The following is a 23,113-nucleotide window of genomic DNA, read 5'->3' on the forward strand; positions in this document are numbered from 1 at the left end:
GCTTTCGTATTCTTAATGGTCTCTTCAGGTGCTTCCCGGCGGTCGGGGAGTATTTCGAGCTGGGGGGTGGAATTCGGGATTCGAATAACAATCCCGTTTGAAGGAGGCAACATCATGAATCGAATCATCATTTCTCGTGCCGCCGGTGCCGTGCTCGCCGGTCTGCTGCTGACCGGTGCCGCCGCGGGTTCCGCCGCCGCGGACGAGAACCCGGGCGGTCTGGTGCGCAGCGAGGCGAGCACCGGCCTGAGCATCGGCAACCTGCTGACGGCCGGTGCGTCCAGCACCACCCACACGGCCGGTGGCGCCAAGTCGAAGTCGGGCGTGAAGGTCGACGGCCCGGCGGGTGCCGCGGTCGTCTCGGACGTGGACGCGAACGTCGGTCTGGACCTGAACATCCTGACCGACCTGCTGGTCGGCGTGAACGGGGTCATCGACCTCTGATATTTACCTGCTGGATACACCGATCGAGCCCCCGCACGGACCGTGCGGGGGCCCGTTCGTTATGAAGCGGGTATCAAGCGGCCCCACGCGGGGCCTTACGCGCAGGTCCCCTGGGCTCTACCCTGATCACGACTCGATGGTTACTCGCCAGTTAAACAACCAGCCCGTCGTGCAGCACTGCCGCAGGCCCGGAGGACGTCGTGAGCGATACCCAGACCCTGATCGAGAACCGCCCGCCCTCCGTGGCGCACCTCTTCGTGGAGCGCGTGGGCAGGACGCCGGATGCGGAGGCGTACCGCTATCCGGTGCCGTCGGCGACCGGCCAGGGTCCCGACGACTGGAAGTCGCTCAGCTGGCAGGGGGCCGCCGACCGGGTGTACGCGATCGCGGCCGGCCTGGTCGACCTGGGCGTCGAGCCCGAGGAGCGGGTCGCCCTCGCCGCCGCCACCCGGGTCGAGTGGATCCTGGCCGACCTGGGCGTGATGTGCGCGGGCGCCGCCACGACCACGGTCTACCCGCAGACGAACGCCGAGGAGTCGGCGTACATCCTGGCGGACTCCGGCAGCCGGGTGCTCATCGCCGAGGACGCCGCCCAGCTGGCCAAGGCCCGCGAGAAGCGCGCCGAGCTGCCCGACCTGGCGCACGTCGTGGTGATCGACGCGGCCGACGCGGTGCCCGCCGAGGGCGACCCCGAGGGCTGGGTGCTTTCGCTGGCCGACCTGGAGGCGCGCGGCGCCGAGTACCTGGCCAAGCACCCGGACGTGGTCCAGGAGCGGATCGCCGCGATCACCGCCGACCGGCTGGCCACCCTGATCTACACCTCCGGCACCACCGGGCGCCCCAAGGGCGTACGGCTGCCGCACGACAACTGGTCGTACATGGCCAAGGCCATCGCCGCCACCGGCCTGGTGACCCAGGAGGACGTGCAGTACCTGTGGCTGCCGCTGGCGCACGTCTTCGGCAAGGTGCTCACCTCCGGGCACGTCGAGGTCGGCGGGGTCACGGCCGTCGACGGCCGGGTCGACAAGATCATCGAGAACCTCCCGGTCGTCCAGCCGACCTACATGGCCGCCGTGCCGCGGATCTTCGAGAAGGTCTACAACGGGGTCGCGGCCAAGGCGCGGGCCGGGGGCGGCGCCAAGTACAAGATCTTCCAGTGGGCGGCGGGCGTCGCGCGGGAGTACGCCAAGGAGTCCCAGGACAACTTCCGGCGCACCGGCTCCGCCTCGGTCTCCTTCGCGCTCGGCGCCAAGCACAAGGTCGCCGACGCGCTCGTCTACTCCAAGCTCCGCGAGGCCTTCGGCGGGCGGCTGCGCGCCTGCGTCTCCGGCTCCGTCGCGCTCGCCCCCGAGATCGGCTTCTTCTTCGCGGGCGCCGGCATCCACATCCTGGAGGGCTACGGCCTCACCGAGACCAGCGCCGCCTCCTTCGTGAACCCGGGCGAGGCCTACCGCACCGGCACCGTCGGCAAGCCGCTGCCCGGCTGCGAGGTGCGCATCGCGGACGACGGCGAGATCCTGCTGCGCGGCCCGGGCGTGATGGAGGGCTACCACGGGCTGCCCGAGAAGACGGCCGAGGTCCTGGAGTCCGACGGCTGGTTCCACACCGGGGACATCGGCGTGCTGTCCCCGGACGGCTACCTGCGGATCACCGACCGCAAGAAGGACCTGTTCAAGACCTCGGGCGGCAAGTACGTGGCGCCGACCGAGATCGAGGGCCACTTCAAGGCACTGTGCCCGTTCGTCTCCAACATCCTGGTGATCGGCGCCGACCGGAACTTCTGCTCCGCGCTGATCGCCCTGGACGAGGCGGCGCTGCTCGGCTGGGCCGCCGACAACGGCCTGTCCGGCCGCAGCTACGCCGACGTGGTGGCCGCGCCGCAGACGCGCGCGATGGTCCAGGGGTACGTGGAGCGGCTCAACGGGAACCTCCAGCGCTGGCAGACCATCAAGCAGTTCCGGCTGCTGCCGCGCGACCTGGACGTGGAGCACGGCGAGCTGACGCCGAGCCTGAAGCTCAAGCGCCCGGTCGTCGAGCGCACCTACAAGGACCTGGTCGAGGAGATGTACGCGGGCGCCAAGGAGGCCTGAGCCCCCTCGCCCCCACCGTCCGCTCCTGCGGGGCGGCGGCCCTCGTGGCCCCGCCCCGCCGGAGCTCAGTGCGCGCGACCCCGCTTGAGGTCGCGCAGGAGTTCCTCGATGCGGGCCAGTTGCGCGCGCAGTCCGGGCTCGTCCTCGTCCCGCCCGTCGAGCAGCCGCCGCTCCAGCGCCGCGAGCCGGTCCCCGATCTGGCCGAGCTGCTTCTGCTCGCGCGCCAGCAGCCGCTCCAACTGGCGGTTCTTGCGGTGCAGTTCCAGGAAGACGTTGACCTTGGCGCGCAGCACCCAGGGGTCGAACGGCTTGGTGAGGAAGTCCGCCGCCCCGGTGGCGTAGCCGCGGAACGCGTAGCCGCTGTCGGCGTCGGTGCCGGTCAGGAAGATGATCGGGACGTCCTTGGTCTGGTCGAGCCGCTTGATGTTGGACGCCGTCTCGAAGCCGTCCATGCCGGGCATCCGCACGTCGAGCAGGACGACGGCGAACGTGTGCCGCAGCAGGGCCTTCATCGCCTCCTCGCCCGAACGGGCCCGTACCAGTGGTTCGTTGAGCGACCCCAGGACCGCCTCCAGGGCGACGAGGTTGTCCTCCATGTCGTCGACCAGGAGGATGCTCGCGCGGTCGACCGCGGGTGCCTCTGTGCTCATCGTGTCTGCCTCACGTGATCGTCGGCGGTACGGCAGTCTCTCCGCTGCTGGTGGCCTGCCCGGGGAGCGCGGACGGTCCGGCGGGAAGGCCCGCCCGGTCCGCGGGTTCGCCCTCCGGGTCGAGGAGGGCGCAGACGACCGCCAGGAGGCGGTCGACGTCCACGGGCTTGGGCACGTACTCGTTGGCGCCCTGGGCGATGGACTTCTCGCGGTCGCCGGGCATCGCCTTGGCGGTGAGCGCGACGATCGGCAGGTCCGTCCACAGGGGGCTGCGCCGGATGGCCTCGATGGTCTCGTAGCCGTCCATCTCCGGCATCATGATGTCCATCAGGACCAGTTCGACGTCCGGGTTGCGCTCCAGCGTCTCGATGCCCTCCCGGCCGTTCTCCGCGTACAGCACGGGCATCCCGACCCGGCCCAGGACGTGGGTGAGCGCGAAGACGTTGCGGATGTCGTCGTCCACGATCAGCACCCGGCGCCCGGGCAGTACCCGGCCGGCCCGGCCGGACCGCCACTCCTCCAGCTTGGTGGTGGTCGGCCAGGCGTCCTCGGGCTCCGGGCGCGGCAGGTGGTCGGCGTGGTGGCGCTCGCTGGTGGTGAGCGGCGCCGTCTCGTGCGGCGCGTCGGAGTCGCCGGACGCGTGGCCGGGGTAGAGCACGGGGACGTACAGCGTGAAGGTCGAGCCGCGGCCCGGCTCGCTCTCGGCGATGATCCGGCCGCCGAGCAGTCCGGCGATCTCGCGGCTGATGGACAGGCCGAGGCCGGTGCCGCCGTACTTGCGGTTGGTGGTGCCGTCGGCCTGCTGGAACGCCTCGAAGATCACCGGCAGCTTCTCGGCCGCGATGCCGATGCCGGTGTCCGAGACGGCGAACGCGACCAGGTCGTCCATGCCCTTGAGCAGCTTGTCCTCGGGGTCCTTGACCCGGTTGACGCGCAGCTCGACGCGGCCCGACGAGGTGAACTTGATGGCGTTGGAGAGCAGGTTGCGCAGGATCTGCTGGAGGCGCTGCTCGTCGGAGAACATCTCCCGGGGCACGTCCTCGCCCACCGCGACCTCGAAGGCCAGGCCCCGGTCCAGGGTGATGGGGCGGAACGTGGCGTGCACGTAGTCCAGCAGCTTGATCAGGGGGAGCTTCTTGGGGCGCACGTCCATCCGGCCCGCCTCGATCTTCGACAGGTCCAGGATGTCGTTGATCAGCTGGAGCAGGTCGGAGCCCGAGCGGTGGATGGTCGTGGCGAACTGCACCTCCTGGTCGGAGAGGTGGCCGTCGGGGTTGTCGGAGAGCAGCCGGGCCAGGATGAGCAGCGAGTTGAGCGGGGTGCGCAGCTCGTGCGACATGTTGGCCAGGAACTCCGACTTGTACTGCGAGGAGGTGGCCAGCAGGGCCGCCTTCTCCTCCAGCTCCGCGTTGGAGCGCTGGAGTTCGGCCTGCTGGCGCTGGAGCTCGTCGGAGCGCTCCTGGAGCTGCACGGCCAGCCGCTGGGACTCGCCGAGCAGCGCCTCCGTGCGGGAGTTGGCGATGATCGTGTTGATGGCGACGCCGATGGTGTTCACGAACTGGTCGAAGAAGGCCAGGTGGACGTCGGAGAAGCGGGAGAAGGTGGCCAGCTCGATCACGCCGAGCAGCTTGTCCTCGAAGAGGATCGGGATGATGACGACGCTGCTCGGGGAGGCCTCCCCGAGCCCTGAGTTGATCTTGATGTAGCCCGGCGGCGCCTCCTCCAGGAGGATCCGCTTCTTCTCCAGCGCCGCCTGGCGCACCAGGCCGTGCCCCGGCATGCCCGTGGTGTCGAAGGTGGCGGCCTGCGCGGAGCCGTACCCCGCGATGAACGCCAGGCCCTTGGTGCTGCTGGTGGTACGGGCCGGAGCGCCGTCGCCCCCCGGGTCGGCCAGGAAGAACGCCCCGTACTGCGCGTTCACCAGCGGGGTCAGCTCGCGCAGGATCAGGTCCGCGACCTCCATCAGGTCCCGGTGGCCCTGCATCAGCCCGGCCAGGCGGGCCAGGTTGGACTCCAGCCAGTCCTTGGCGCGGGTGGTCTCGCGCAGGTTGGACACCATCAGGTTGATGTTGTCCTTCAGCTCGGACACCTCGCCGCGGGTCTCCACCGTGATCGAGCGCGACATGTCGCCCTGCGCCACCGCGGAGGCCACCTCGGCGATCGCCCGGACCTGGGTGGTCAGGTTCAGCGCCAGTTCGTTCACGTTCGTCGTCAGGCGCTTCCAGGTGCCGTACACGCCCTCCACCCGGGCCTGGCCGCCCAGTTGCCCCTCCGAACCCACCTCCCTGGCCACCCGGGTGACCTCGGAGGAGAACGAGGACAGTGTGTCCACCATGGTGTTGATGGTGGTCTTCAGCTCCAGGATCTCGCCGCGCGCGTCCACGTCGATCTTCTTCGACAGGTCGCCCTGGGCCACCGCCGTCGCCACCTGGGCGATGTTGCGGACCTGGGAGGTGAGGTTGTCCGCCATGTAGTTGACGTTGTCGGTCAGGTCCTTCCACACCCCGGACACGCCCAGCACCTGGGCGCGCCCGCCGAGCCGCCCGTCCGTGCCCACCTCGCGGGCCACCCGGGTCACCTCGTCGGCGAACGCCCGCAGCTGCTCCACCATCGTGTTGACGGTGTCCTTCAGCTCCAGGATCTCGCCGCGCGCGTCCACGGTGATCTTCTTCGACAGGTCGCCGTTGGCCACGGCGGTGGTCACCTGGGCGATGTTGCGGACCTGGGAGGTGAGGTTGGAGGCCATGAAGTTGACGTTGTCGGTCAGGTCCTTCCACACGCCCGAGACGCCGCGCACCTGCGCCTGACCGCCGAGGTTGCCCTCGGTGCCGACCTCGCGGGCGACCCGGGTGACCTCGTCGGCGAACGCGGACAGCTGGTCGACCATGGTGTTGATGGTCGACTTCAGCTCCAGGATCTCGCCCTTCGCCTCGACGGTGATCTTCTTGCCCAGGTCGCCCTGGGCCACCGCCGTCGACACCAGCGCGATGTTGCGGACCTGGGAGGTGAGGTTGTCCGCCATGAAGTTGACGTTCTCGGTCAGGTCCTTCCACACGCCCGAGACGCCGCGCACCTGGGCCCGGCCGCCGAGGTTGCCCTCGGTGCCGACCTCGCGGGCGACCCGGGTGACCTCGTCGGCGAACGCGAGCAGCTGGTCGACCATGGTGTTGATGGTCGACTTCAGCTCCAGGATCTCGCCCTTGGCGTCCACGGTGATCTTCTGCGAGAGGTCGCCGTTGGCCACGGCGGTGGTCACCTGGGCGATGTTGCGGACCTGGGAGGTGAGGTTGGAGGCCATGAAGTTGACGTTGTCGGTCAGGTCCTTCCACACCCCGGACACGCCGCGCACCTGGGCCCGGCCGCCCAGCTGGCCCTCGGTACCGACCTCGCGGGCCACCCGGGTGACCTCGTCGGCGAACGCCGACAGCTGGTCGACCATCGTGTTCACGGTCAGCTTGAGCTCCAGGAGCTCGCCGGTCGCCTCCACCGTGACCGTACGGGTCAGGTCGCCGCGCGCCACCGCCGTCGTCACCGCCGCGATGTCCCGGACCTGCGCCGTCAGCCGCGCCGCCATCGTGTTCACGGCCTCGGTCACGTCGCGCCAACTGCCCGAGAGGCCGGTCACCTTGGCCCGCCCGCCGAGCCGGCCCTCGGTGCCGACCTCGCGGGCCACCCGGGTCACCTCGCCGGTGAACAGCGACAGCTGGTCGACCATCTTGTTGACCGCCCGGCCGAGCCGGCGCAGGTCGCCGCGCAGCTGCCGGTTGCCGTCGTGCAGGTCCACCCGCTGCGTCAGGTCGCCGCCCGCCACCGCGTCCAGCACCCGCGTCGCGTTCGCCGCGGGCACCACCAGCGCGTCCAGCAGGGAGTTGGCGCTGTTCACGTCCGAGGTCCAGGCGCCCTGGCCGGGCCCCGCCTGCAGCCGGTCGTCCAGCCGCCCGTGCCGCACCACCTCGCGCCGCACCCGGGTCAGTTCGTCGGCGAAGTGCTGGTTGCGGACCGCGATCTGGTTGAACACCGCGATGAGTTCGGCCGGCAGGCCCTCGTACGTCTCCGGCACCCGCACCCGGAAGTCGCCGTCCCGCATGGCCGTCATGGCCGCGAGCAGGGGCCGGAGTTCGGATGTCCGGATCCAGCCGCCGTCCGCCGTCGGCAACGTACTGTCTTTGTCCATTGTCCGCCCACTTCGATGACTCGGCGCTTATGGGCAGGCTCAGTCTGTCACCCTGTCGGTGTCCAGAGCGGCGCAATGCCAGAACCGACCAGGAGCCGCACCGTGGGGTCCATTCCGTCCCAGCGCGATACCGCTCACCAGCCCGCACTCCCGCACGACTTCCCCGAACACCGCGCCGACGCCCGCGCCCGCCCCGCGGCCCGCACCAGCCTGCCCGGCAACCCGCTGGCGCCCGCCGAGGGGCGCCGCTTCGTGCGCACCGCGCTGGCCGGCTGGACCGCGCTCGGCCCGGACGCCGCCGGCGCGCTCACCGACCGCGTCGCCGACGACGCCGTCCTCGTCGTCAACGAACTCGTCACCAACGCCGTGGTGCACGCGGGCACCACCGTCGAACTCCTGGTCCGCTTCGAGGAACCCGCCGACGACCACCCCGGCGCCCTCGTCCTGGAAGTCTCCGACCACCACCCCTCCCGCCCCGTGCGCGGCGAGCCGGCCGCCCGCGCGGAGCGCCGCACCGGCGGCACCGACGAGTACGGCCGCGGCCTGCAGCTCGTCGCCTCCCTCGCCGAGTGCTGGGGCATCACCTACCGCCCCGGCCTGAAGACCGTCTGGGCCCGCCTCCCGCTCGCCGGGTGGGACGCCCTGCCGCACCCCGCCGTCCCCGACCCCGCGCCGCGCGACGCCGTGGTCCCCGCCGTCGCCGCCCCTCCCGCCCCCGCGCACCGCCGCGGCGTCCGCGACGACGCCGACTGGGTCAGCAGGGGCGCCCTGTCCTTCCTCGCCGAGGCCTCCGACCTGCTCGCCGGGCAGCTCGACGAGGACCTGGTCGCCGCGCTCGCCGGACAGCTCCTGGTGCCCCGGCTCGCCGACTGGTGCGCCGTCTGGCTGGAGGGCGAGGCCGCGGGCGCCCCGCGGCTGGCCCGCGTCTGGCACGCCGACGAGTCCGCCATCGAGCGGCTGCGCCTGGCCCTGGGCAAGGAGCCGCCGCCCGCCGTGCCGCACCCCGGCCCCGTCCCCGTGCCGTGGCCGTGCGACCAGGAGCGCGACGGCCGGGCGGTGGCCTACCGGCTGGTCGCCGGGGGCCGGGCGCTGGGCACCCTGCTGGTCGGACGCGAGTGCCTCAGCCGCACCCCCGACGAGGTCTCCGCGCTCATCGAGGACTTCGCGCGCCGCGTCGCCCTCGCCATCGGGGCCGCCCGGCAGTACGCGCGCCAGGCCACCATCAGCCGGGTGCTCCAGCGCGGACTGCTGCCCAGCCAGGTCGCCCGGATCCCCGGCGTCGACACCGCCCTGGTCTACGAGCCCAGCGGCGACGGGGTGGCCGGCGGCGACTTCTACGACATCTTCCCGGCGGGCCGGGGCCGCGGCGGCGACCGCTGGTGCTTCGTCCTCGGCGACGTGCAGGGCAGCGGCCCCGAGGCCGCCGTCGTCACCGGACTCGCCCGCCCCTGGCTGCGTCTGCTCGCCCGCGAGGGGTACGAGGTCGGCGAGGTCCTCGACCGGCTCAACCGGCTCCTCCTCGACGACGCCATGGAGGCCGCCGAGGCCGCCGAGGCCGCCGCCCACATGGTCGTCGCCGCCGGCGGGCGCGGCGGCACCGTCCCCGACCTCCCGCAGCCCCGCTTCCTCTCCCTGCTGTACGGGGAGCTGGAGCCGCTGCCCGCACAGCAGGGCGGCGGCGCCCGCTGCACCCTGGCCAGCGCCGGGCACCCGCTGCCGCTGCTGCTGCGCCCCGACGGGTCGGTGCGCCCCGCCGCCTCCTCCCAGGTGCTCCTCGGGGTCGTCGACGACGTCGCGTACGAGAGCCGGAGCTTCGTGCTCGCCCCGGGGGAGACCCTGCTGTGCGTCACCGACGGGGTGACCGAGCGGCGCTCGGGCACCGTGATGTTCGACGACGGGGACGGGCTGCAGCAGGCGCTCGCCCGGTGCGCCCGGATGACCGCGCAGGGCGTGGCCGACCGGATCAGGCGCGCGGTGCACGACTTCTCCGAGGAACCGCCCGGCGACGACCTGGCCCTGCTGGTCCTGCAGGCCGGGTAGGACCGGTCCGGCCGGTCACGCCCGGGCCCGCGCGCCGGGCGGGCCCGCCGTGCCGGACAATGGGGGGCATGCCTTCCGTACTGCCCGACGGCGAACCCGTGCCCGACGACGGGGCGCTGCCCGCGTCCGCCCTGGCCGGGGCCGCCGACCGCCCGCTCGGGTTCTACCTCCACGTGCCCTACTGCGCGACGCGCTGCGGCTACTGCGACTTCAACACCTACACCGCGAGCGAGCTGCGCTCCACCGGCGGGGTCCTGGCCTCCCGCGACAACTACGCCGAGCAGGTCGTCGAGGAGGTCCGGCTCGCCCGCAAGGTCCTGGGCGACGACCCGCGCCCGGTGCGCACGGTCTTCGTCGGCGGCGGCACGCCCACGCTGCTGGCCGCCGCCGACCTCGTACGGATGCTGGGGGCGATCCGCGACGAGTTCGGCCTCGCCCCCGACGCGGAGGTCACCACCGAGGCGAACCCCGAGTCGGTCGACCCGCGCTACCTCGCCGAGCTGCGCGAGGGCGGCTTCAACCGGATCTCCTTCGGCATGCAGAGCGCCCGGCGGCACGTGCTGAAGGTGCTGGACCGCACGCACACCCCGGGCCGCCCCGAGGCCTGCGTCGCGGAGGCGCGCGCGGCCGGGTTCGACCACGTGAACCTGGACCTGATCTACGGCACCCCCGGCGAGAGCGACGACGACTGGCGGGCCTCGCTCGACGCGGCCGTCGGCGCGGGCCCCGACCACGTCTCCGCGTACGCCCTGATCGTCGAGGAGGGCACCCAGCTGGCCCGGCGCATCCGGCGCGGCGAGGTCCCGATGACGGACGACGACGTGCACGCCGACCGCTACCTGATCGCCGAGGAGGCGCTCTCGGCGGCCGGGTTCGCCTGGTACGAGGTGTCGAACTGGGCCACCACCGAGGCCGGCCGCTGCCTGCACAACGAGCTGTACTGGCGCGGCGCCGACTGGTGGGGCGCCGGGCCCGGCGCCCACTCCCACGTCGGCGGGGTGCGCTGGTGGAACGTCAAGCACCCCGGCGCCTACGCGGCCGCCCTCGCCGAGGGCCGCTCGCCCGGCGCGGGCCGCGAACTGCTCACCGACGAGGACCGCCGGGTCGAGCGGATCCTCCTGGAACTGCGCCTGCGCGAGGGCGTCCCGCTGTCCCTGCTCAGGCCCGCGGGCCTGGCGGCGTCGGTACGGGCACGGGACGAGGGCCTCCTCGCCCCGGAGCCGTACGGCGCGGGACGCGCGGTACTGACACTGCGGGGGAGGCTGCTGGCGGACGCGGTGGTGAGGGACCTGGTGGACTGATCACCCGGGTGGGTGAATCCGTGTGCAAGCGGGCGACGGCTGCCTACCCTGTTCCTAGGCTGCCGTCGACAGGGACGCGGCGGATGTGGAGGACCACGGAGATGACCGCTGTGGACGAGCGTGGGGTGGCGAAGTTCTTCGACGGGTTCGAGCCTCCCGAGGGCCTCACGGCCGAGTTGCTGCGGGGGGAAATCGTGATGATGGCGGGCCCGGACCTGGTCCACAACCTCATCGTCGAGGAAGTGCAGGACCAGATCCCGCGCGCAAGGTGGGCGCGACTCCAGACGCAGGACATCGACATCGTCAGCGAGTCGAGCGAGCCCATCCCGGACCTCGTGGTGCTTGAGCGTGAAGCGCATCCCGAATCAGGACGACTGCTCCCGTCCTCGCTGGTCACGATGGTGGTCGAGGTCGTCTCCCGGACCAGTGTCGACAGGGACTACGGCGTCAAGCGCTCGATCTACGCCGCCGGCCAGGTGCCCGTCTACCTGGTCATCGACCCGATCATGGCGCACTGCGTGCTCCTCACCCTCCCGGTCGGGACGGGGGAGGAGGCCGACTACCGGGCCCAGCAGATCACCAAGTTCGGCGAGCCCCTGGCGCTGGAGCCGTTCGGGATCGAGCTGGACACGAGCGGGTTCGGCACCTACAAGGGAGCCAGGCCGCACCGCCGTCCGTGACGGGGATGCTCACTCCTCGCCGGTGCCCGTGACGAAGTCGATCAGCTCTTCCACCCGGCCCAGCAGCTCCGGTTCCAGGTCCTTGTAGGACGTCACCCGGGACAGCACGTGCTGCCAGGCCGCGCCCGTGTTCGGGGGCCAGCCCAGGGCGCGGCACACGCCCGACTTCCAGTCCTCCCCGCGCGGCACCCGCGGCCAGCCCGGGATGCCCAGGGACGACGGCTTCACCGCTTCCCACACGTCGATGTACGGGTGGCCCACCACCAGCACGTCCGCGCCCGTCACCCGGGCCGCGATCCGGGACTCCTTCGAGCCGGGGACCAGGTGGTCCACCAGTACGCCGAGCCGGGCGTCCGGGCCCGGGGCGAACTCCGCGACGATCGCGGGCAGGTCGTCGACCCCCTCCAGATACTCCACGACCACGCCCTCCACGCGCAGGTCGTCGCCCCACACCTTCTCCACCAGCTCCGCGTCGTGGCGGCCCTCCACGTAGATGCGGCCCGCGCGGGCGACCCGGGCGCGGGCCTGGGGGACGGCGACCGAGCCGGAGGCCGTACGGGTGGGGCGGACCGGGGCCGGGGCGGCGGGGCGGACCAGGGTGACGACCCGGCCCTCCAGGAGGAAGCCGCGCGGCTCCAGCGGGAACACCCGGTGCTTGCCGAAGCGGTCCTCCAGCGTCACCGTGCCCGCCTCGCAGCGGACCACCGCACCGCAGAAGCCCGTCGTGACCTCCTCGACGACGAGGTCGCGGTCCGCGGGGACCTCCGGCGCGGGGGCCGTCTTCTTCCAGGGCGGGGTCAGGTCGGGGTCGTAGCTGCGCATTCGCGTGACGTTATGACACCGCGAAGCGCCGTGCCAGCTCATCGCGTTGACGGCGGACGAAGGCGGCGTCCACGGCCGCCCCGTGCCCGGGCACGTACACCGCGTCCTCCCCGCCCAGCGCGAGCAGCCGGTCCAGCGCGTCGGGCCAGCGCGCGGGCAGCGCGTCCGGGCCCGCCTGCGGCTCGCCCGACTCCTCCACCAGGTCCCCGCAGAACACCACCTCCGGCTCCCCCGGCCCGCCCGGCACGAACAGCGCCAGGTCGTGCCCCGAGTGGCCGGGGCCGACGTTCGCCAGCAGCACCCTGCGGTCGCCCAGGTCCACCGTCGTCTCCCCGCTGACCAGGTGGCGCGGCACCACCAGCACGTCCGCCGCCTCCTCCGCCGCGTCCCGCGCCAGGCCCTGGCGCACCGCGTCCTCGCGCAGCACCTCGCGCTCCCGCAGCATCAGCTCGTCGACGCCCACAGCGCCGTACACCTGCGCCCCCGAGAAGGCCGCGGTGCCGAGCACGTGGTCGAAATGGGGGTGGCTGAGTGCGACATGGGTCACCTTGCGGCCGGTCAGCCGCTGTGCCTGCGCCCGCAGCTCCGAACCCTCGCGCAGCGAGGACCCCGTGTCGTACAGCAGCACCCCCGTGCCCCCCGCCACCAGGCCGGCGGTGGCGTCCCAGCCAGGGAGCCTGCGCCTGCCGACCCCCGCCGCGAGCCGTTCCCAGCCCGCCCCTTCCCATCGCACGTCCATGCGACGACGCTAGCGGCAACGACCGGGGCCGCGCGCGGTAGCGTGGCCGGCCGCCTTGCCACGAGCGATCCCGGCCGCCGTACACTGGCCGGGGCCCGCTGGCACTCGAACAGGGCGAGTGCCAAGGAAAGCGGCGAAGGCGAACGACCACTGGAGGTGTGCGCGATGCTCAGTGAACGCAGACTGGAAGTCCTGCGCGCCATCGTCCAGGACTACGTGGGCACCGAGGAGCCGGTCGGCTCCAAGGCGCTGACCGAGCGCCACAAGCTCGGTGTCTCGCCCGCGACCGTGCGCAACGACATGGCCGCGCTGGAGGAGGAGGGGTACATCGCCCAGCCCCACACCAGCGCGGGCCGGATCCCCACGGACAAGGGCTACCGCCTGTTCGTGGACAAGCTGGCGGGGGTCAAGCCCCTGTCCACACCGGAACGACGGGCGATCCAGAACTTCCTGGACGGCGCCGTGGACCTGGACGACGTGGTGGGCCGCACGGTCCGGCTGCTGGCGCAGCTGACCCGGCAGGTCGCCGTCGTGCAGTACCCGTCGCTGACCCGTTCGACGGTGCGGCACGTGGAGCTGCTCTCGCTGGCCCCCGCGCGCCTGATGCTGGTCCTGATCACCGACACCGGACGGGTCGAGCAGCGCCTGGTCGACTGCCCGGCGCCGTTCGGCGAGACGTCCCTGGCGGACCTGCGGGCCCGGCTCAACAGCCGGGTCGTCGGGCGCCGCTTCGCGGACGTCCCGCAGCTGGTCCAGGACCTGCCCGAGTCCTTCGAGCAGGAGGACAGGGGCACCGTCTCGGCGGTGCTCGCCACGCTCCTCGAGACCCTGGTCGAGGAGCACGAGGAGCGGCTGATGATCGGCGGCACCGCCAATCTCACCCGCTTCGGACACGACTTCCCACTGACGATCCGGCCGGTGCTCGAAGCGCTCGAGGAGCAGGTCGTGCTCCTCAAGCTGCTGGGCGAGGCCAAGGACTCGGGCATGACCGTGCGCATCGGGCACGAGAACGCCCACGAGGGACTGACTTCCACGTCGGTCGTCGCGGTGGGCTACGGTTCGGGCGACGAGGCCGTCGCCAAACTAGGCGTGGTCGGACCGACCCGCATGGACTACCCCGGAACGATGGGAGCGGTACGCGCAGTGGCACGTTACGTCGGACAGATCCTGGCGGAGTCGTAAGTGGCCACGGACTACTACGCCGTACTCGGCGTGCGCCGCGACGCGTCCCAGGACGAGATCAAGAAGGCCTTCCGCAGGCTCGCCCGCGAACTCCACCCGGACGTCAATCCGGACCCGAAGACGCAGGAGCGCTTCAAGGAGATCAACGCGGCCTACGAGGTCCTCTCCGATCCCCAGAAGAAGCAGGTCTACGACCTCGGCGGCGACCCGCTGTCGGCGAACGGCGGCGGGGGCGCGGGCGGCTTCGGCGCCGGTGGCTTCGGCAACTTCTCCGACATCATGGACGCCTTCTTCGGCACGGCCTCGCAGCGCGGCCCGCGCTCGCGCACCCGCCGCGGCCAGGACGCCATGATCCGCCTGGAGGTCGAGCTCGGCGAGGCGGCCTTCGGCACCACCAAGGACATCCAGGTCGACACGGCCGTCGTCTGCACCACCTGCTCCGGTGAGGGCGCCGCGCCCGGCACCCAGGCGCAGACGTGCGACATGTGCCGCGGCCGGGGCGAGGTCTCGCAGGTCACCCGGTCCTTCCTGGGCCAGGTCATGACCTCGCGGCCGTGCCCGCAGTGCCAGGGCTTCGGCACGGTCGTGCCGACCCCCTGCCCGGAGTGCGCCGGTGACGGCCGGGTCCGCTCGCGCCGCACGCTCACCGTGAAGATCCCGGCCGGCGTCGACAACGGCACCCGCATCCAGCTCGCGGGCGAGGGCGAGGTCGGCCCCGGCGGCGGCCCCGCCGGCGACCTGTACGTGGAGATCCACGAGCTGCCGCACGCGGTCTTCCAGCGGCGCGGGGACGACCTGCACTGCACCGTCACCATCCCGATGACCGCGGGCGCGCTCGGCACCAAGGTGCCGCTGGAGACGCTCGACGGCGTCGAGGAGGTCGACATCCGTCCGGGCACCCAGTCCGGGCAGTCGATCCCGCTGCACGAGCGCGGCGTCACGCACCTGCGCGGCGGCGGCCGGGGCGACCTGATCGTGCACGTCGAGGTGACCACGCCGGCCAAGCTGGACCCGGAGCAGGAGCGGCTGCTGCGCGAGCTGGCGAAGCTGCGCGGCGAGGAGCGGCCCACCGGCCAGTTCCAGCCGGGGCAGCAGGGGCTGTTCTCGCGCCTGAAGGACGCCTTCAACGGGCGCTGACCCACCGCTCGTCTCCCGGAGGGCCCCGCGGCAGCCGCCGCGGGGCCCTTCCGCGTACCCGGGCCCTTCCGCGTACCCGGGTCGATTCGGTCACGGAGATCGGGCGTGGCACGATGCGTGCATGTCCACCGCGCTCACCGATCTCTGCCGCTACCCGATCGTGCAGGCCCCCATGGCGGGCGGCGCCTCGTGCCCGGCGCTCGCCGGTGCCGTGAGCGAGGCCGGCGGCCTCGGCTTCCTGGCCGCCGGGTACAAGACCGCGGACGGCATGTACCAGGAGGTCAAGCAGGTCAGGGGACTGACCTCGCAGCCCTTCGGCGTCAACCTGTTCATGCCGCAGCCCGGCCACGCCGACGCCGCGGCCGTCGAGGTCTACCGCCACCAGCTGTCCGGCGAGGCCGCCTGGTACGAGACGCCGCTGGGCGACCCGGACGCGGGGCGCGACGACGGGTACGAGGCCAAGCTGGCGATCCTGCTCGACGACCCGGTCCCGGTGGTCTCGTTCACCTTCGGCTGCCCCACCCGCGACGTCCTCGACGCGTTCGCCAAGGCCGGTACGTACACGATCGTGACCGTCACCTCGCCCGAGGAGGCGCAGGCCGCGCAGTGGGCGGGCGCCGACGCGGTGTGCGTGCAGGGCGTGGAGGCGGGCGGCCACCAGGGCACCCACAAGGACGACCCGGCCGCCGGGAACGCGGGCCTCGGCCTGCTCACGCTGCTCACCCTGGTGCGCGAGACGGTGCAGCTGCCGATCATCGCGACCGGCGGGCTGATGCGCGGCGGGCAGATCGCCGCGGCCCTGACGGCGGGCGCCGAGGCGGCGCAGCTGGGCACGGCGTTCCTGGTGTGCCCGGAGTCGGGCGCCAACGTGCTGCACAAACAGGCCATGACCAACCCGCTGTTCGGCCGCACCGAGCTGACCCGGGCGTTCTCCGGGCGGCCCGCGCGCGGCCTGGTCAACCGCTTCCTGCGCGAGCACGGGCCCTACGCCCCGGCCGCGTACCCCGAGGTGCACCACCTGACCAGCCCGCTGCGCAAGGCCGCCGCGGCGGCCGGGGACGCGCAGGGGATGAGCCTGTGGGCCGGACAGGGCCACCGGCTCTGCCGCGACGTGCCCGCGGGCCGCCTGGTGCAGGTCCTGGCCAACGAGCTGGCGGCCGTGCGGGGTGCGCGATGACCGCCCCGGTGTTCGTGGTCGACCGGGTGCCCGCCGGCCCCGAGTTCGTGCTCGACGGGCCCGAGGGGCGCCACGCGGTGTCGGTGAAGCGGCTGCGCGCGGGCGAGGACGTGGTCCTCACCGACGGGCTCGGACGGTTCGCCGAGGGCGTGGTGAAGGCCGCCGAGGGCAAGGACCGGCTGGTCGTCATGGACCTGCACACCGTCGAGGAGGAGCCGCCGCCAGCGCCCCGGATCACCGTGGTGCAGGCACTGCCCAAGGGCGACCGGGGCGAGCTCGCGGTGGAGACGATGACCGAGACGGGCGTCGACGCGATCGTGCCGTGGGCGGCCTCGCGCTGCATCACCCAGTGGCGCGGCGAGCGGGCGGCCAAGGCGCTGGCCAAGTGGCGGGCCACCGCGCGCGAGGCGGGCAAGCAGTCGCGCCGGGTGCGCTTCCCCGAGGTCTCCGAGGCGATGACCACGAAGCAGGTCGCCGAACTGCTCGCGGGCGCCGACCTGGCGGCCGTGCTGCACGAGGACCGGGAGTACGGCAGCGAGGCCCTGGCCACCGCCGAACTGCCCGCGTCCGGCGAGATCGTGCTCGTCGTCGGCCCGGAGGGCGGGGTCTCCCCGGAGGAGCTGGAGGCGTTCACGCGTGCGGGCGCGCGTGCGTACCGCCTCGGCCGCAGCGTCCTGCGCACCTCCACGGCCGGTACGGCCGCCGTGGCGCTGCTGCTGGGCCGCACCGGCCGCTGGTCCTGAGCCCTTCGCGCACTCGGCCCGGGCTCGCGTCCGGGTCGCGCGGGGCGGATGTGGCCGTCCGCGCTCTGGTCCGTACGGCCCGGCGGTGGGACGCTGCACCCCATGCGGGGATCGATGCGCGTGCGCGCGGCGGCTGCCGCCCTCGGGCTCGCCGGGGTGCTGGGCGCCGCCACGGCGGCCTGCCAGCCGATCGGCGACGGGCTCGACACGGCCGGGGTCGCCTTCACCACCGACCAGACCGGGACCAGGGAGCTCCAGCGGGCGGGCGTGCAGGTGAGCTGGCTCAACTGCCGCGCCTCGCTGACCGGTTCGCCGCGCCCCACGGCCGGCCCCCGGGCGACCGGGGCGCGACAGGTCGCCCAGGTGACCTGCGAGGGCGAGACCGAGGACGGCAAGCCGGTACGGATCGACGGCAGGGTCACCGAGGAGCGCGACGGCAAGTGCGTGCGCGGCGACCTCACCGCGAAGGCGGGCGGGCGCGAGGTGTTCCGCGCCAAGGTGCTCGGCGACTGCAACGCCCCCGACACCACGCCCCCGCCGGGCGGCGGCGGCCGTCCGGGCCCGACGGTCACCGTGACGGTCACGGTCACCGAGACCGCCCCCGCGGGCAAGTAGCGGCGCCCGCACTCGAACACGGGCCGACCGGTGTCGGTGCGTACGGCTAGCATGCCTGCGTACTGATCACCGAGGGCGAGGAGGCCCGCGCCATGGCGGGAGAGCCGCAGGCGGACTGCCTGTTCTGCAAGATCGTGGCCAAGGAGATCCCGGCCGCCATCGTGCGGGAGACCGAGACGACGCTCGCGTTCCGGGACATCAACCCCCAGGCGCCCACGCACGTCCTGGTCATCCCCAAGTCGCACTTCCCCGACGCGGCCTCGCTGGCCGCCGGCGACCCGGCCGCCGCGGCCGACGTGCTGCGCGAGGCGGGCGAGGTGGCCGCGCAGGAGGGCGCCGTGGAGTCGGGCTACCGGATCGTGTTCAACACCGGCGAGGGCGCGGGCCAGACCGTGTTCCACGCGCACGCGCACGTGCTGGCGGGCCGCGGCCTGACCTGGCCGCCCGGATAGCCGCGTTGTCCGTACGCGAGCTGGTGGTGCTCGGCACCGCCAGCCAGGTCCCGACCCGCCACCGCAACCACAACGGCTACCTGCTGCGCTGGGACGGCCAGGGCATCCTCTTCGACCCGGGCGAGGGCACCCAGCGCCAGATGCTGCGGGCCGGGGTCGCCGCGCACGACATCGACCGGATCTGCGTCACGCACTTCCACGGCGACCACTCGCTGGGTCTGGCCGGGGTGATCCAGCGGATCAACCTCGACCGGGTCCCGCACCCGGTCACCGCGCACTACCCGGCCGGCGGGCAGCACTTCTTCGACCGGCTGCGGTACGCCACGGCGTACCGCGAGACCGTGGGGATCACCGAGCACCCGGTGGCCGGGGACGGGGTGCTCGCCACCACCGGCGCGTACGTGCTGGAGGCGCGCGGGCTCTCGCACCCGGTGGAGTCCTTCGGCTACCGGCTGACCGAGCCCGACGGGCGGCGGATGCTGCCCGCGCGGCTCGCCGAGCACGGCATCGCGGGCCCCGACGTGGGGCGCCTGGCGCGCGAGGGCACGGTGCGCGGGGTGCGCCTGGAGGACGTCAGCGAGGTGCGGCGCGGCCAGCGCTTCGCGTTCGTCATGGACACCCGGATGTGCGAGGGCGTGGACGCACTCGCCGAGGGCTGCGACCTGCTCGTCATCGAGTCGACCTTCCTCGACCGGGACGAGCGCCTGGCCACCGAGCACGGCCACCTGACGGCCGGGCAGGCCGGGGACGCGGCCCGCCGGGCGGGGGTGCGCCACCTGGTGCTCGCGCACTTCTCGCAGCGCTACGACGACCCGGAGGAGTTCGGCCGCGAGGCGCGCGCCGCCGGGTTCGAGGGCGAACTGACCGTGGCCGCCGACCTGACGAGGATCGCGCTGCCCCGGCGCTGAGGGGCTCCGCCGCTCCTGGCCACCGACTAGCCAGGAGCGACAACGGGGGCGCGTGCCGAGCGCTCCCGCGCCAACTCTCGGTACGGACCCGGCCGTTCGACAACCCGCGTCGATCGTGCGTCGTATCGTCGGGGGATGCTGAGCGACGGCGGCGGCCCGGACGCGTCCGGACCCTGGCTGACCACGGGGGCCGTGGCCCTGCGGCTCGGCGTGGCACCGACCACGTTGCGCAGCTGGGAGCGGCGGTACGGGATCGGGCCGGGCGAGCGTCGCCCCGGCCGGCACCGGCGCTGGAGCCCGCGGGACGTGGCGCTCCTGGAGGACATGTGCCGGCTCACCGCCGCCGGGGTCGCCCCCGCCGACGCGGCCCGCGCCGCCCGGGCCGGGGACGCCGCCGCGGCCTTCGGCGAGCACGGCGGCGGTCCGGTGCGGCCCGGCCGCGGACAGGTCCCGCGGATGGTGCGGGGCCTGGGCCGGGCGGCGGTGCGCCTGGACGCGCCCCGGGTGGAGGCGCTGCTCGCCGGGGCGGTCGCCGAGTGGGGCGCGGCCGTCGCCTGGGACCAGGTCATGGCACCGGCCCTGCGGGCCGTCGGGCGGCGCTGGGCGGGCTCCGGGGACGCCGCGGGGGAGCGGTACGTGGAGGCCGAGCACCTGCTGTCCTGGCACGTCTCCACGGCGCTGCGGCGCGCCCCGGCCGGGCCCGCGCCACAGGAGGGCGAGCGGCCCGTGGTGCTGGCCGGGGCACCCGGGGAGCAGCACTCGCTGGCCCTGGAGGCGCTGGCCGCGGTCCTGGGCGAACGGGGCGCGGCGGTGCGGATGTTCGGCCCGGCCGTGCCGCCGGGGGCGCTGACGGAGGCGGTGCGCAGGACCGGCCCGCGCGCGGTGGTGCTGTGGGCCCAGACCCGGGGGACCGCCGACCGGCTGCTGCCGTCGCTGGTGCGCTCGGTGACCTGGGGCGTGGCCGGGGCGCGGGTGAGCCCGGCGGTGCTGCTCGCCGGACCGGGGTGGAGCCGCACGGGCCCGCACCCCGGGACGCTGCGGCCCATGAGCCTGGACGACGCCCTGGCCCTGCTGGGGCGGACGGGGCGGGTGGGGTACGGGGCCGGAACCGCTCCCCGTACCCTTCCGGCCATCGAGCCGCGGGTCCCTAGCCCCGCGACGACGGGCGGGCCAGCCGGAAGCGGCGGGCCGCCGGGACCACCTGCGGCAGTGCCACCTCGGTGACCTGCTGCTCCGGCGCGCCGACCTGCGGCGCGAGACCGGTCGCCGCGCCCGCGGTGACCGCCACCACGGCCGCCGGGGCGCCGCCCCTGCGGCGGATCGCACCGGGCACCAGCGGGCGGCCCGAGGTGTGCAGGGCCACCGCGGTCATCGGGACCGCGATCACCAGCAGCAGGGCGCACAGCACCAGGCCCATGCCCGGGTAGCCCGCGCGCTCGGAGAGCACGCTGCCCGCCAGCGGCCCGCAGGCCACCCCCAGCGAGGAGGCGGAGCCGACCAGGACCGCCCAGCGGCCGCGCGGGTCGAGGGAGGCGGCGAGCCCGTACACGTACGACAGGACGACCGGGTAGAAGGTGTTCCACAGCACCTCGCCGGTGGCGAAGGAGGCCAGGCCGTCGGCGGAGGAACTGAGCGCGATGCAGGCGGCGATGACGGCCGTGCCCGCTCCGATCGGCACCGCGCGCCCCAGCCGGGCGCCCAGCGCGCCCGCGCCGAGCACGCCCAGCAGCCCGGCGCCCAGCGCCACCGCGAAGACCGCGCCGACGGTGACCTCGCTCAGGCCCGCCTGGGTCAGCCCGATCCGCCCGCTGACGCCCCACAGCGCGTTCTGCGCCAGCGACCAGCACAGCACCGCGACCGCCAGGACCAGCCCGGCGCGCGGCCTGGGCAGCGGCGGCAGCTCCGCGCGCACCGCGCGCCCGGGACGCCGGGCGGCCGCCTCCAGACGGCCGGTGACCGGCCACACCAGGGCGGCCACCAGCGCGATCGCGGCGAACGGCAGGGAGTGCCCGCCGCCCAGCCGCGGGATCGTCAGGTACAGGGCGCCGGCCGTCGCCGACACCGAGAGCAGCCCGAGCGTGGACGCCCGGTGCGGATCGCGCTGGGCGGCGATCCCGGCGGCGGCCACCGCCGTCGCCGTGCCCGAGCCGAAGCCGCCGACGGCCGCGCCCGCCACCACCCAGGGCACGGTCGCGGCCAGCGCCGCGCAGCCGTACCCGGCGATCGCCAGGAGCAGCCCGAGCCGGGCCAGGGCGCGCGGGCCGTGCCGCTCCACCCGGGAGGCCAGGGTGAAGCCGGCCGAGGCGGAGCACAGCAGCAGCGTGGAGCCGGCCGCGCCCGCCTGGGCGGGACTGAGGCCGAGTCCGGCGGAGAGGCGGCCGACGACGGTCGGCAGCAGGTAGGCGGCCAGGTAGCCCGCGGTGAACAGGGCGACGAGCGGCCAGGGGGCACGAGGGCGTGCGGGCACGCGAGGGCGTGACGGCATGGGCGATCCCAAGCGACAGGGGGGTGAAAGAGGGGAGGAGCGCCCGGGGTTGCCCGGGTTCGCGGGGCAATTTGTATCAAGCACCGGACGTGCCGGAGAAGACGGCGAGGCGTGATCCGGGTCACACTCCGTTTACGTGCCGTTCGAAGGGGTAAAAGCAGCCACTTCCCTGGTGGCGCCCCGAGTTGGGCGCGACCCGAATCGGGCACACTGTCCTGATCCGTACGCGACCGGGGAGCACACCGTGACCACACCCTCGCCGATGAACAGAGGAGAGCGGCAACACGACGCCGGAGTCGACCCGTTGGGGGCGTTGCGCGCCCCCGCCGACCCCGACTGCGACGTCTTCCTGACCGGCACCGTCTTCCTCGACATCATCTTCACCGGCCTGGACAGCGCGCCCGTGCGCGGCACCGAGTCCTGGGCCCGCGGCATGGGGTCCAGCCCCGGCGGCGTCGCCAACATGGCCACCGCCCTGGCCCGGCTCGGCCTGCGCACCTCGCTGGCCGCCGCCTTCGGCGACGACCACTACGGCGAGTACTGCTGGGACGCCCTCGCACAGGGCGAGGGCATCGACCTGTCGCTGTCGCGCACCGTGCCCGGCTGGCACTCGCCGGTCACCGTCTCCATGGCCTACGAGGGCGAGCGCACCATGGTCTCGCACGGCCACGACGCGCCCACCGCCCTGTCCGCCCCCGACGCCCCGCCGCGCGCCCGCGCCGCCGTCGCCTCGCTGGCCCCCGGCCGAGCCGAGCCCTGGGTCGCCGCCGCCGCCCGCGACGGCGCCCGCATCTTCGCCGACGTCGGCTGGGACGACACCGGCCGCTGGGACCTGGCGGGACTGGCCGACCTGGAGCACTGCGAGGCGTTCCTGCCCAACGCCGCCGAGGCGATGCGCTACACCCGCACCGACTGCCCGCGCGCCGCCGCCCGCGCGCTGGCCGAGAAGGTGCCCCTGGCCGTGGTCACCCTCGGTCCCGAGGGCGCCTACGCCGTCGACTCCGCCACCGGCGAGACCGCCGACGTCCCGGCCATCGCGGTGGAGGCCCTCGACCCCACCGGGGCGGGCGACGTGTTCGTGGCCGGGTTCGTCACCGGCACCCTGGCGGACTGGCCGCTCGCCGACCGCCTCGCCTTCGCCGGACTGACCGCCGCCCTCTCGGTGCAGGAGTTCGGCGGCTCCCTCTCGGCGCCCGGCTGGGCCGAGGTGGCGGCCTGGTGGCAGTACGTGCGCGGCTGCGACGGGCAGGACCCGGCCGCACTGCGCCGGTACGCCTTCCTCGCGGACCTGCTGCCCACCGAGGCCCGGCCCTGGCCGCTGCGCCGGGCGGTGCCCACCATCGGCTTCCGCCGCTCGGCCTGAGCCGCGCTCGCGTCCCGCCCGGGTCCCGCTCGAGGCCGCCCGGGGTCCGCTCCCGCGGGCCCGGGCGGGCGCGGAAAAGACTTCGGTCCCGCCGGTGTCACGCCGTACGCT

Annotated in this window: 19 protein-coding genes; 14 read left to right on the forward strand and 5 right to left on the reverse strand. The window is 73.9% G+C overall.

Annotated features, from left to right (window positions below):
* Positions 1-114: 114 nt before the first annotated feature.
* Both ABT160_RS00540 and ABT160_RS00545 read left to right on the forward strand, forming a co-directional pair.
* Positions 115-444, forward strand: coding sequence for a hypothetical protein (locus ABT160_RS00540; RefSeq protein WP_351641657.1), 330 nt, complete (start codon positions 115-117; stop codon positions 442-444).
* Positions 445-644: 200 nt separating this feature from the next.
* On the forward strand, positions 645-2,534 hold the full coding sequence (locus tag ABT160_RS00545; RefSeq protein ID WP_351641660.1) for an AMP-dependent synthetase/ligase: 1,890 nt from the start codon (positions 645-647) through the stop codon (positions 2,532-2,534).
* A gap of 65 nt (positions 2,535-2,599) precedes the next feature.
* Here the strand turns inward: ABT160_RS00545 and ABT160_RS00550 are convergent, their stop codons facing one another.
* A complete protein-coding gene (locus ABT160_RS00550) occupies positions 2,600-3,184 on the reverse strand; it encodes a response regulator (RefSeq protein ID WP_351641663.1) in 585 nt (194 codons plus the stop codon).
* 10 nt (positions 3,185-3,194) lie between these two features.
* Positions 3,195-7,280, reverse strand: coding sequence for a HAMP domain-containing hybrid sensor histidine kinase/response regulator (locus ABT160_RS00555; protein WP_351642195.1), 4,086 nt, complete (start codon positions 7,278-7,280; stop codon positions 3,195-3,197).
* Positions 7,281-7,433: 153 nt separating this feature from the next.
* Here ABT160_RS00555 and ABT160_RS00560 point away from each other — a divergent pair, with 153 nt between their 5' ends.
* The 3 genes from ABT160_RS00560 (at position 7,434) to ABT160_RS00570 (ending at position 11,379) form a co-directional block, all read left to right on the forward strand.
* Positions 7,434-9,398: a SpoIIE family protein phosphatase gene (locus ABT160_RS00560; protein WP_351641665.1), complete on the forward strand. Its 1,965-nt coding sequence runs from the start codon at positions 7,434-7,436 to the stop codon at positions 9,396-9,398.
* Between the two features lie 59 nt (positions 9,399-9,457).
* Complete coding sequence (gene hemW, locus ABT160_RS00565; RefSeq protein WP_351641667.1) at positions 9,458-10,699, forward strand: radical SAM family heme chaperone HemW; 1,242 nt, start codon at positions 9,458-9,460, stop codon at positions 10,697-10,699.
* Between the two features lie 101 nt (positions 10,700-10,800).
* On the forward strand, positions 10,801-11,379 hold the full coding sequence (locus ABT160_RS00570; RefSeq protein ID WP_351641669.1) for a Uma2 family endonuclease: 579 nt from the start codon (positions 10,801-10,803) through the stop codon (positions 11,377-11,379).
* A 9-nt stretch (positions 11,380-11,388) separates the two neighbouring features.
* Here ABT160_RS00570 and ABT160_RS00575 read toward each other — a convergent pair whose 3' ends face one another.
* Complete coding sequence (locus ABT160_RS00575) at positions 11,389-12,201, reverse strand: DUF3097 domain-containing protein (RefSeq protein ID WP_351641672.1); 813 nt, start codon at positions 12,199-12,201, stop codon at positions 11,389-11,391.
* Between the two features lie 10 nt (positions 12,202-12,211).
* Positions 12,212-12,940, reverse strand: coding sequence for an MBL fold metallo-hydrolase (locus ABT160_RS00580; RefSeq protein ID WP_351641675.1), 729 nt, complete (start codon positions 12,938-12,940; stop codon positions 12,212-12,214).
* Positions 12,941-13,105: 165 nt separating this feature from the next.
* Between ABT160_RS00580 and hrcA the strand changes: the two genes are divergently transcribed.
* From hrcA to ABT160_RS00620, 8 genes are all read left to right on the forward strand, one after another.
* A complete protein-coding gene (hrcA, locus tag ABT160_RS00585; RefSeq protein WP_351641677.1) occupies positions 13,106-14,122 on the forward strand; it encodes a heat-inducible transcriptional repressor HrcA in 1,017 nt (338 codons plus the stop codon).
* A complete protein-coding gene (gene dnaJ / locus ABT160_RS00590) occupies positions 14,123-15,259 on the forward strand; it encodes a molecular chaperone DnaJ (protein WP_351641679.1) in 1,137 nt (378 codons plus the stop codon).
* A gap of 121 nt (positions 15,260-15,380) precedes the next feature.
* Positions 15,381-16,436, forward strand: coding sequence for a nitronate monooxygenase (locus tag ABT160_RS00595; protein WP_351641682.1), 1,056 nt, complete (start codon positions 15,381-15,383; stop codon positions 16,434-16,436).
* Positions 16,433-17,179 (forward strand): 16S rRNA (uracil(1498)-N(3))-methyltransferase, encoded by a 747-nt coding sequence (locus ABT160_RS00600; protein WP_351641684.1) that lies wholly within the window; start codon positions 16,433-16,435, stop codon positions 17,177-17,179. The genes ABT160_RS00595 and ABT160_RS00600 overlap by 4 nt, the downstream gene beginning before the upstream one ends.
* Before the next feature lie 102 nt (positions 17,180-17,281).
* A complete protein-coding gene (locus ABT160_RS00605; protein WP_351641687.1) occupies positions 17,282-17,794 on the forward strand; it encodes a hypothetical protein in 513 nt (170 codons plus the stop codon).
* A 92-nt stretch (positions 17,795-17,886) separates the two neighbouring features.
* Positions 17,887-18,246, forward strand: coding sequence for a histidine triad nucleotide-binding protein (locus tag ABT160_RS00610; RefSeq protein ID WP_351641689.1), 360 nt, complete (start codon positions 17,887-17,889; stop codon positions 18,244-18,246).
* A gap of 5 nt (positions 18,247-18,251) precedes the next feature.
* Positions 18,252-19,154, forward strand: a complete 903-nt coding sequence (locus tag ABT160_RS00615; RefSeq protein ID WP_351641692.1) for a ribonuclease Z — start codon at positions 18,252-18,254, stop codon at positions 19,152-19,154.
* Positions 19,155-19,289: 135 nt separating this feature from the next.
* Positions 19,290-20,378, forward strand: a complete 1,089-nt coding sequence (locus ABT160_RS00620; protein ID WP_351641694.1) for a MerR family transcriptional regulator — start codon at positions 19,290-19,292, stop codon at positions 20,376-20,378.
* Here ABT160_RS00620 and ABT160_RS00625 read toward each other — a convergent pair.
* Entirely contained in the window at positions 20,302-21,621 is a 1,320-nt protein-coding gene (locus ABT160_RS00625) for an MFS transporter (protein ID WP_351642197.1), read from the reverse strand. The two genes, ABT160_RS00620 and ABT160_RS00625, sit on opposite strands and share 77 nt — an antisense overlap.
* A 280-nt stretch (positions 21,622-21,901) precedes the next feature.
* Here ABT160_RS00625 and ABT160_RS00630 point away from each other — a divergent pair, with 280 nt between their 5' ends.
* Positions 21,902-23,002, forward strand: coding sequence for a PfkB family carbohydrate kinase (locus ABT160_RS00630; protein ID WP_351642200.1), 1,101 nt, complete (start codon positions 21,902-21,904; stop codon positions 23,000-23,002).
* The last annotated feature ends 111 nt before the right edge of the window (positions 23,003-23,113 follow it).

The sequence above is a fragment of the Streptomyces sp. NPDC001941 genome (assembly GCF_040296945.1).
Taxonomy (GTDB): domain Bacteria; phylum Actinomycetota; class Actinomycetes; order Streptomycetales; family Streptomycetaceae; genus Streptomyces.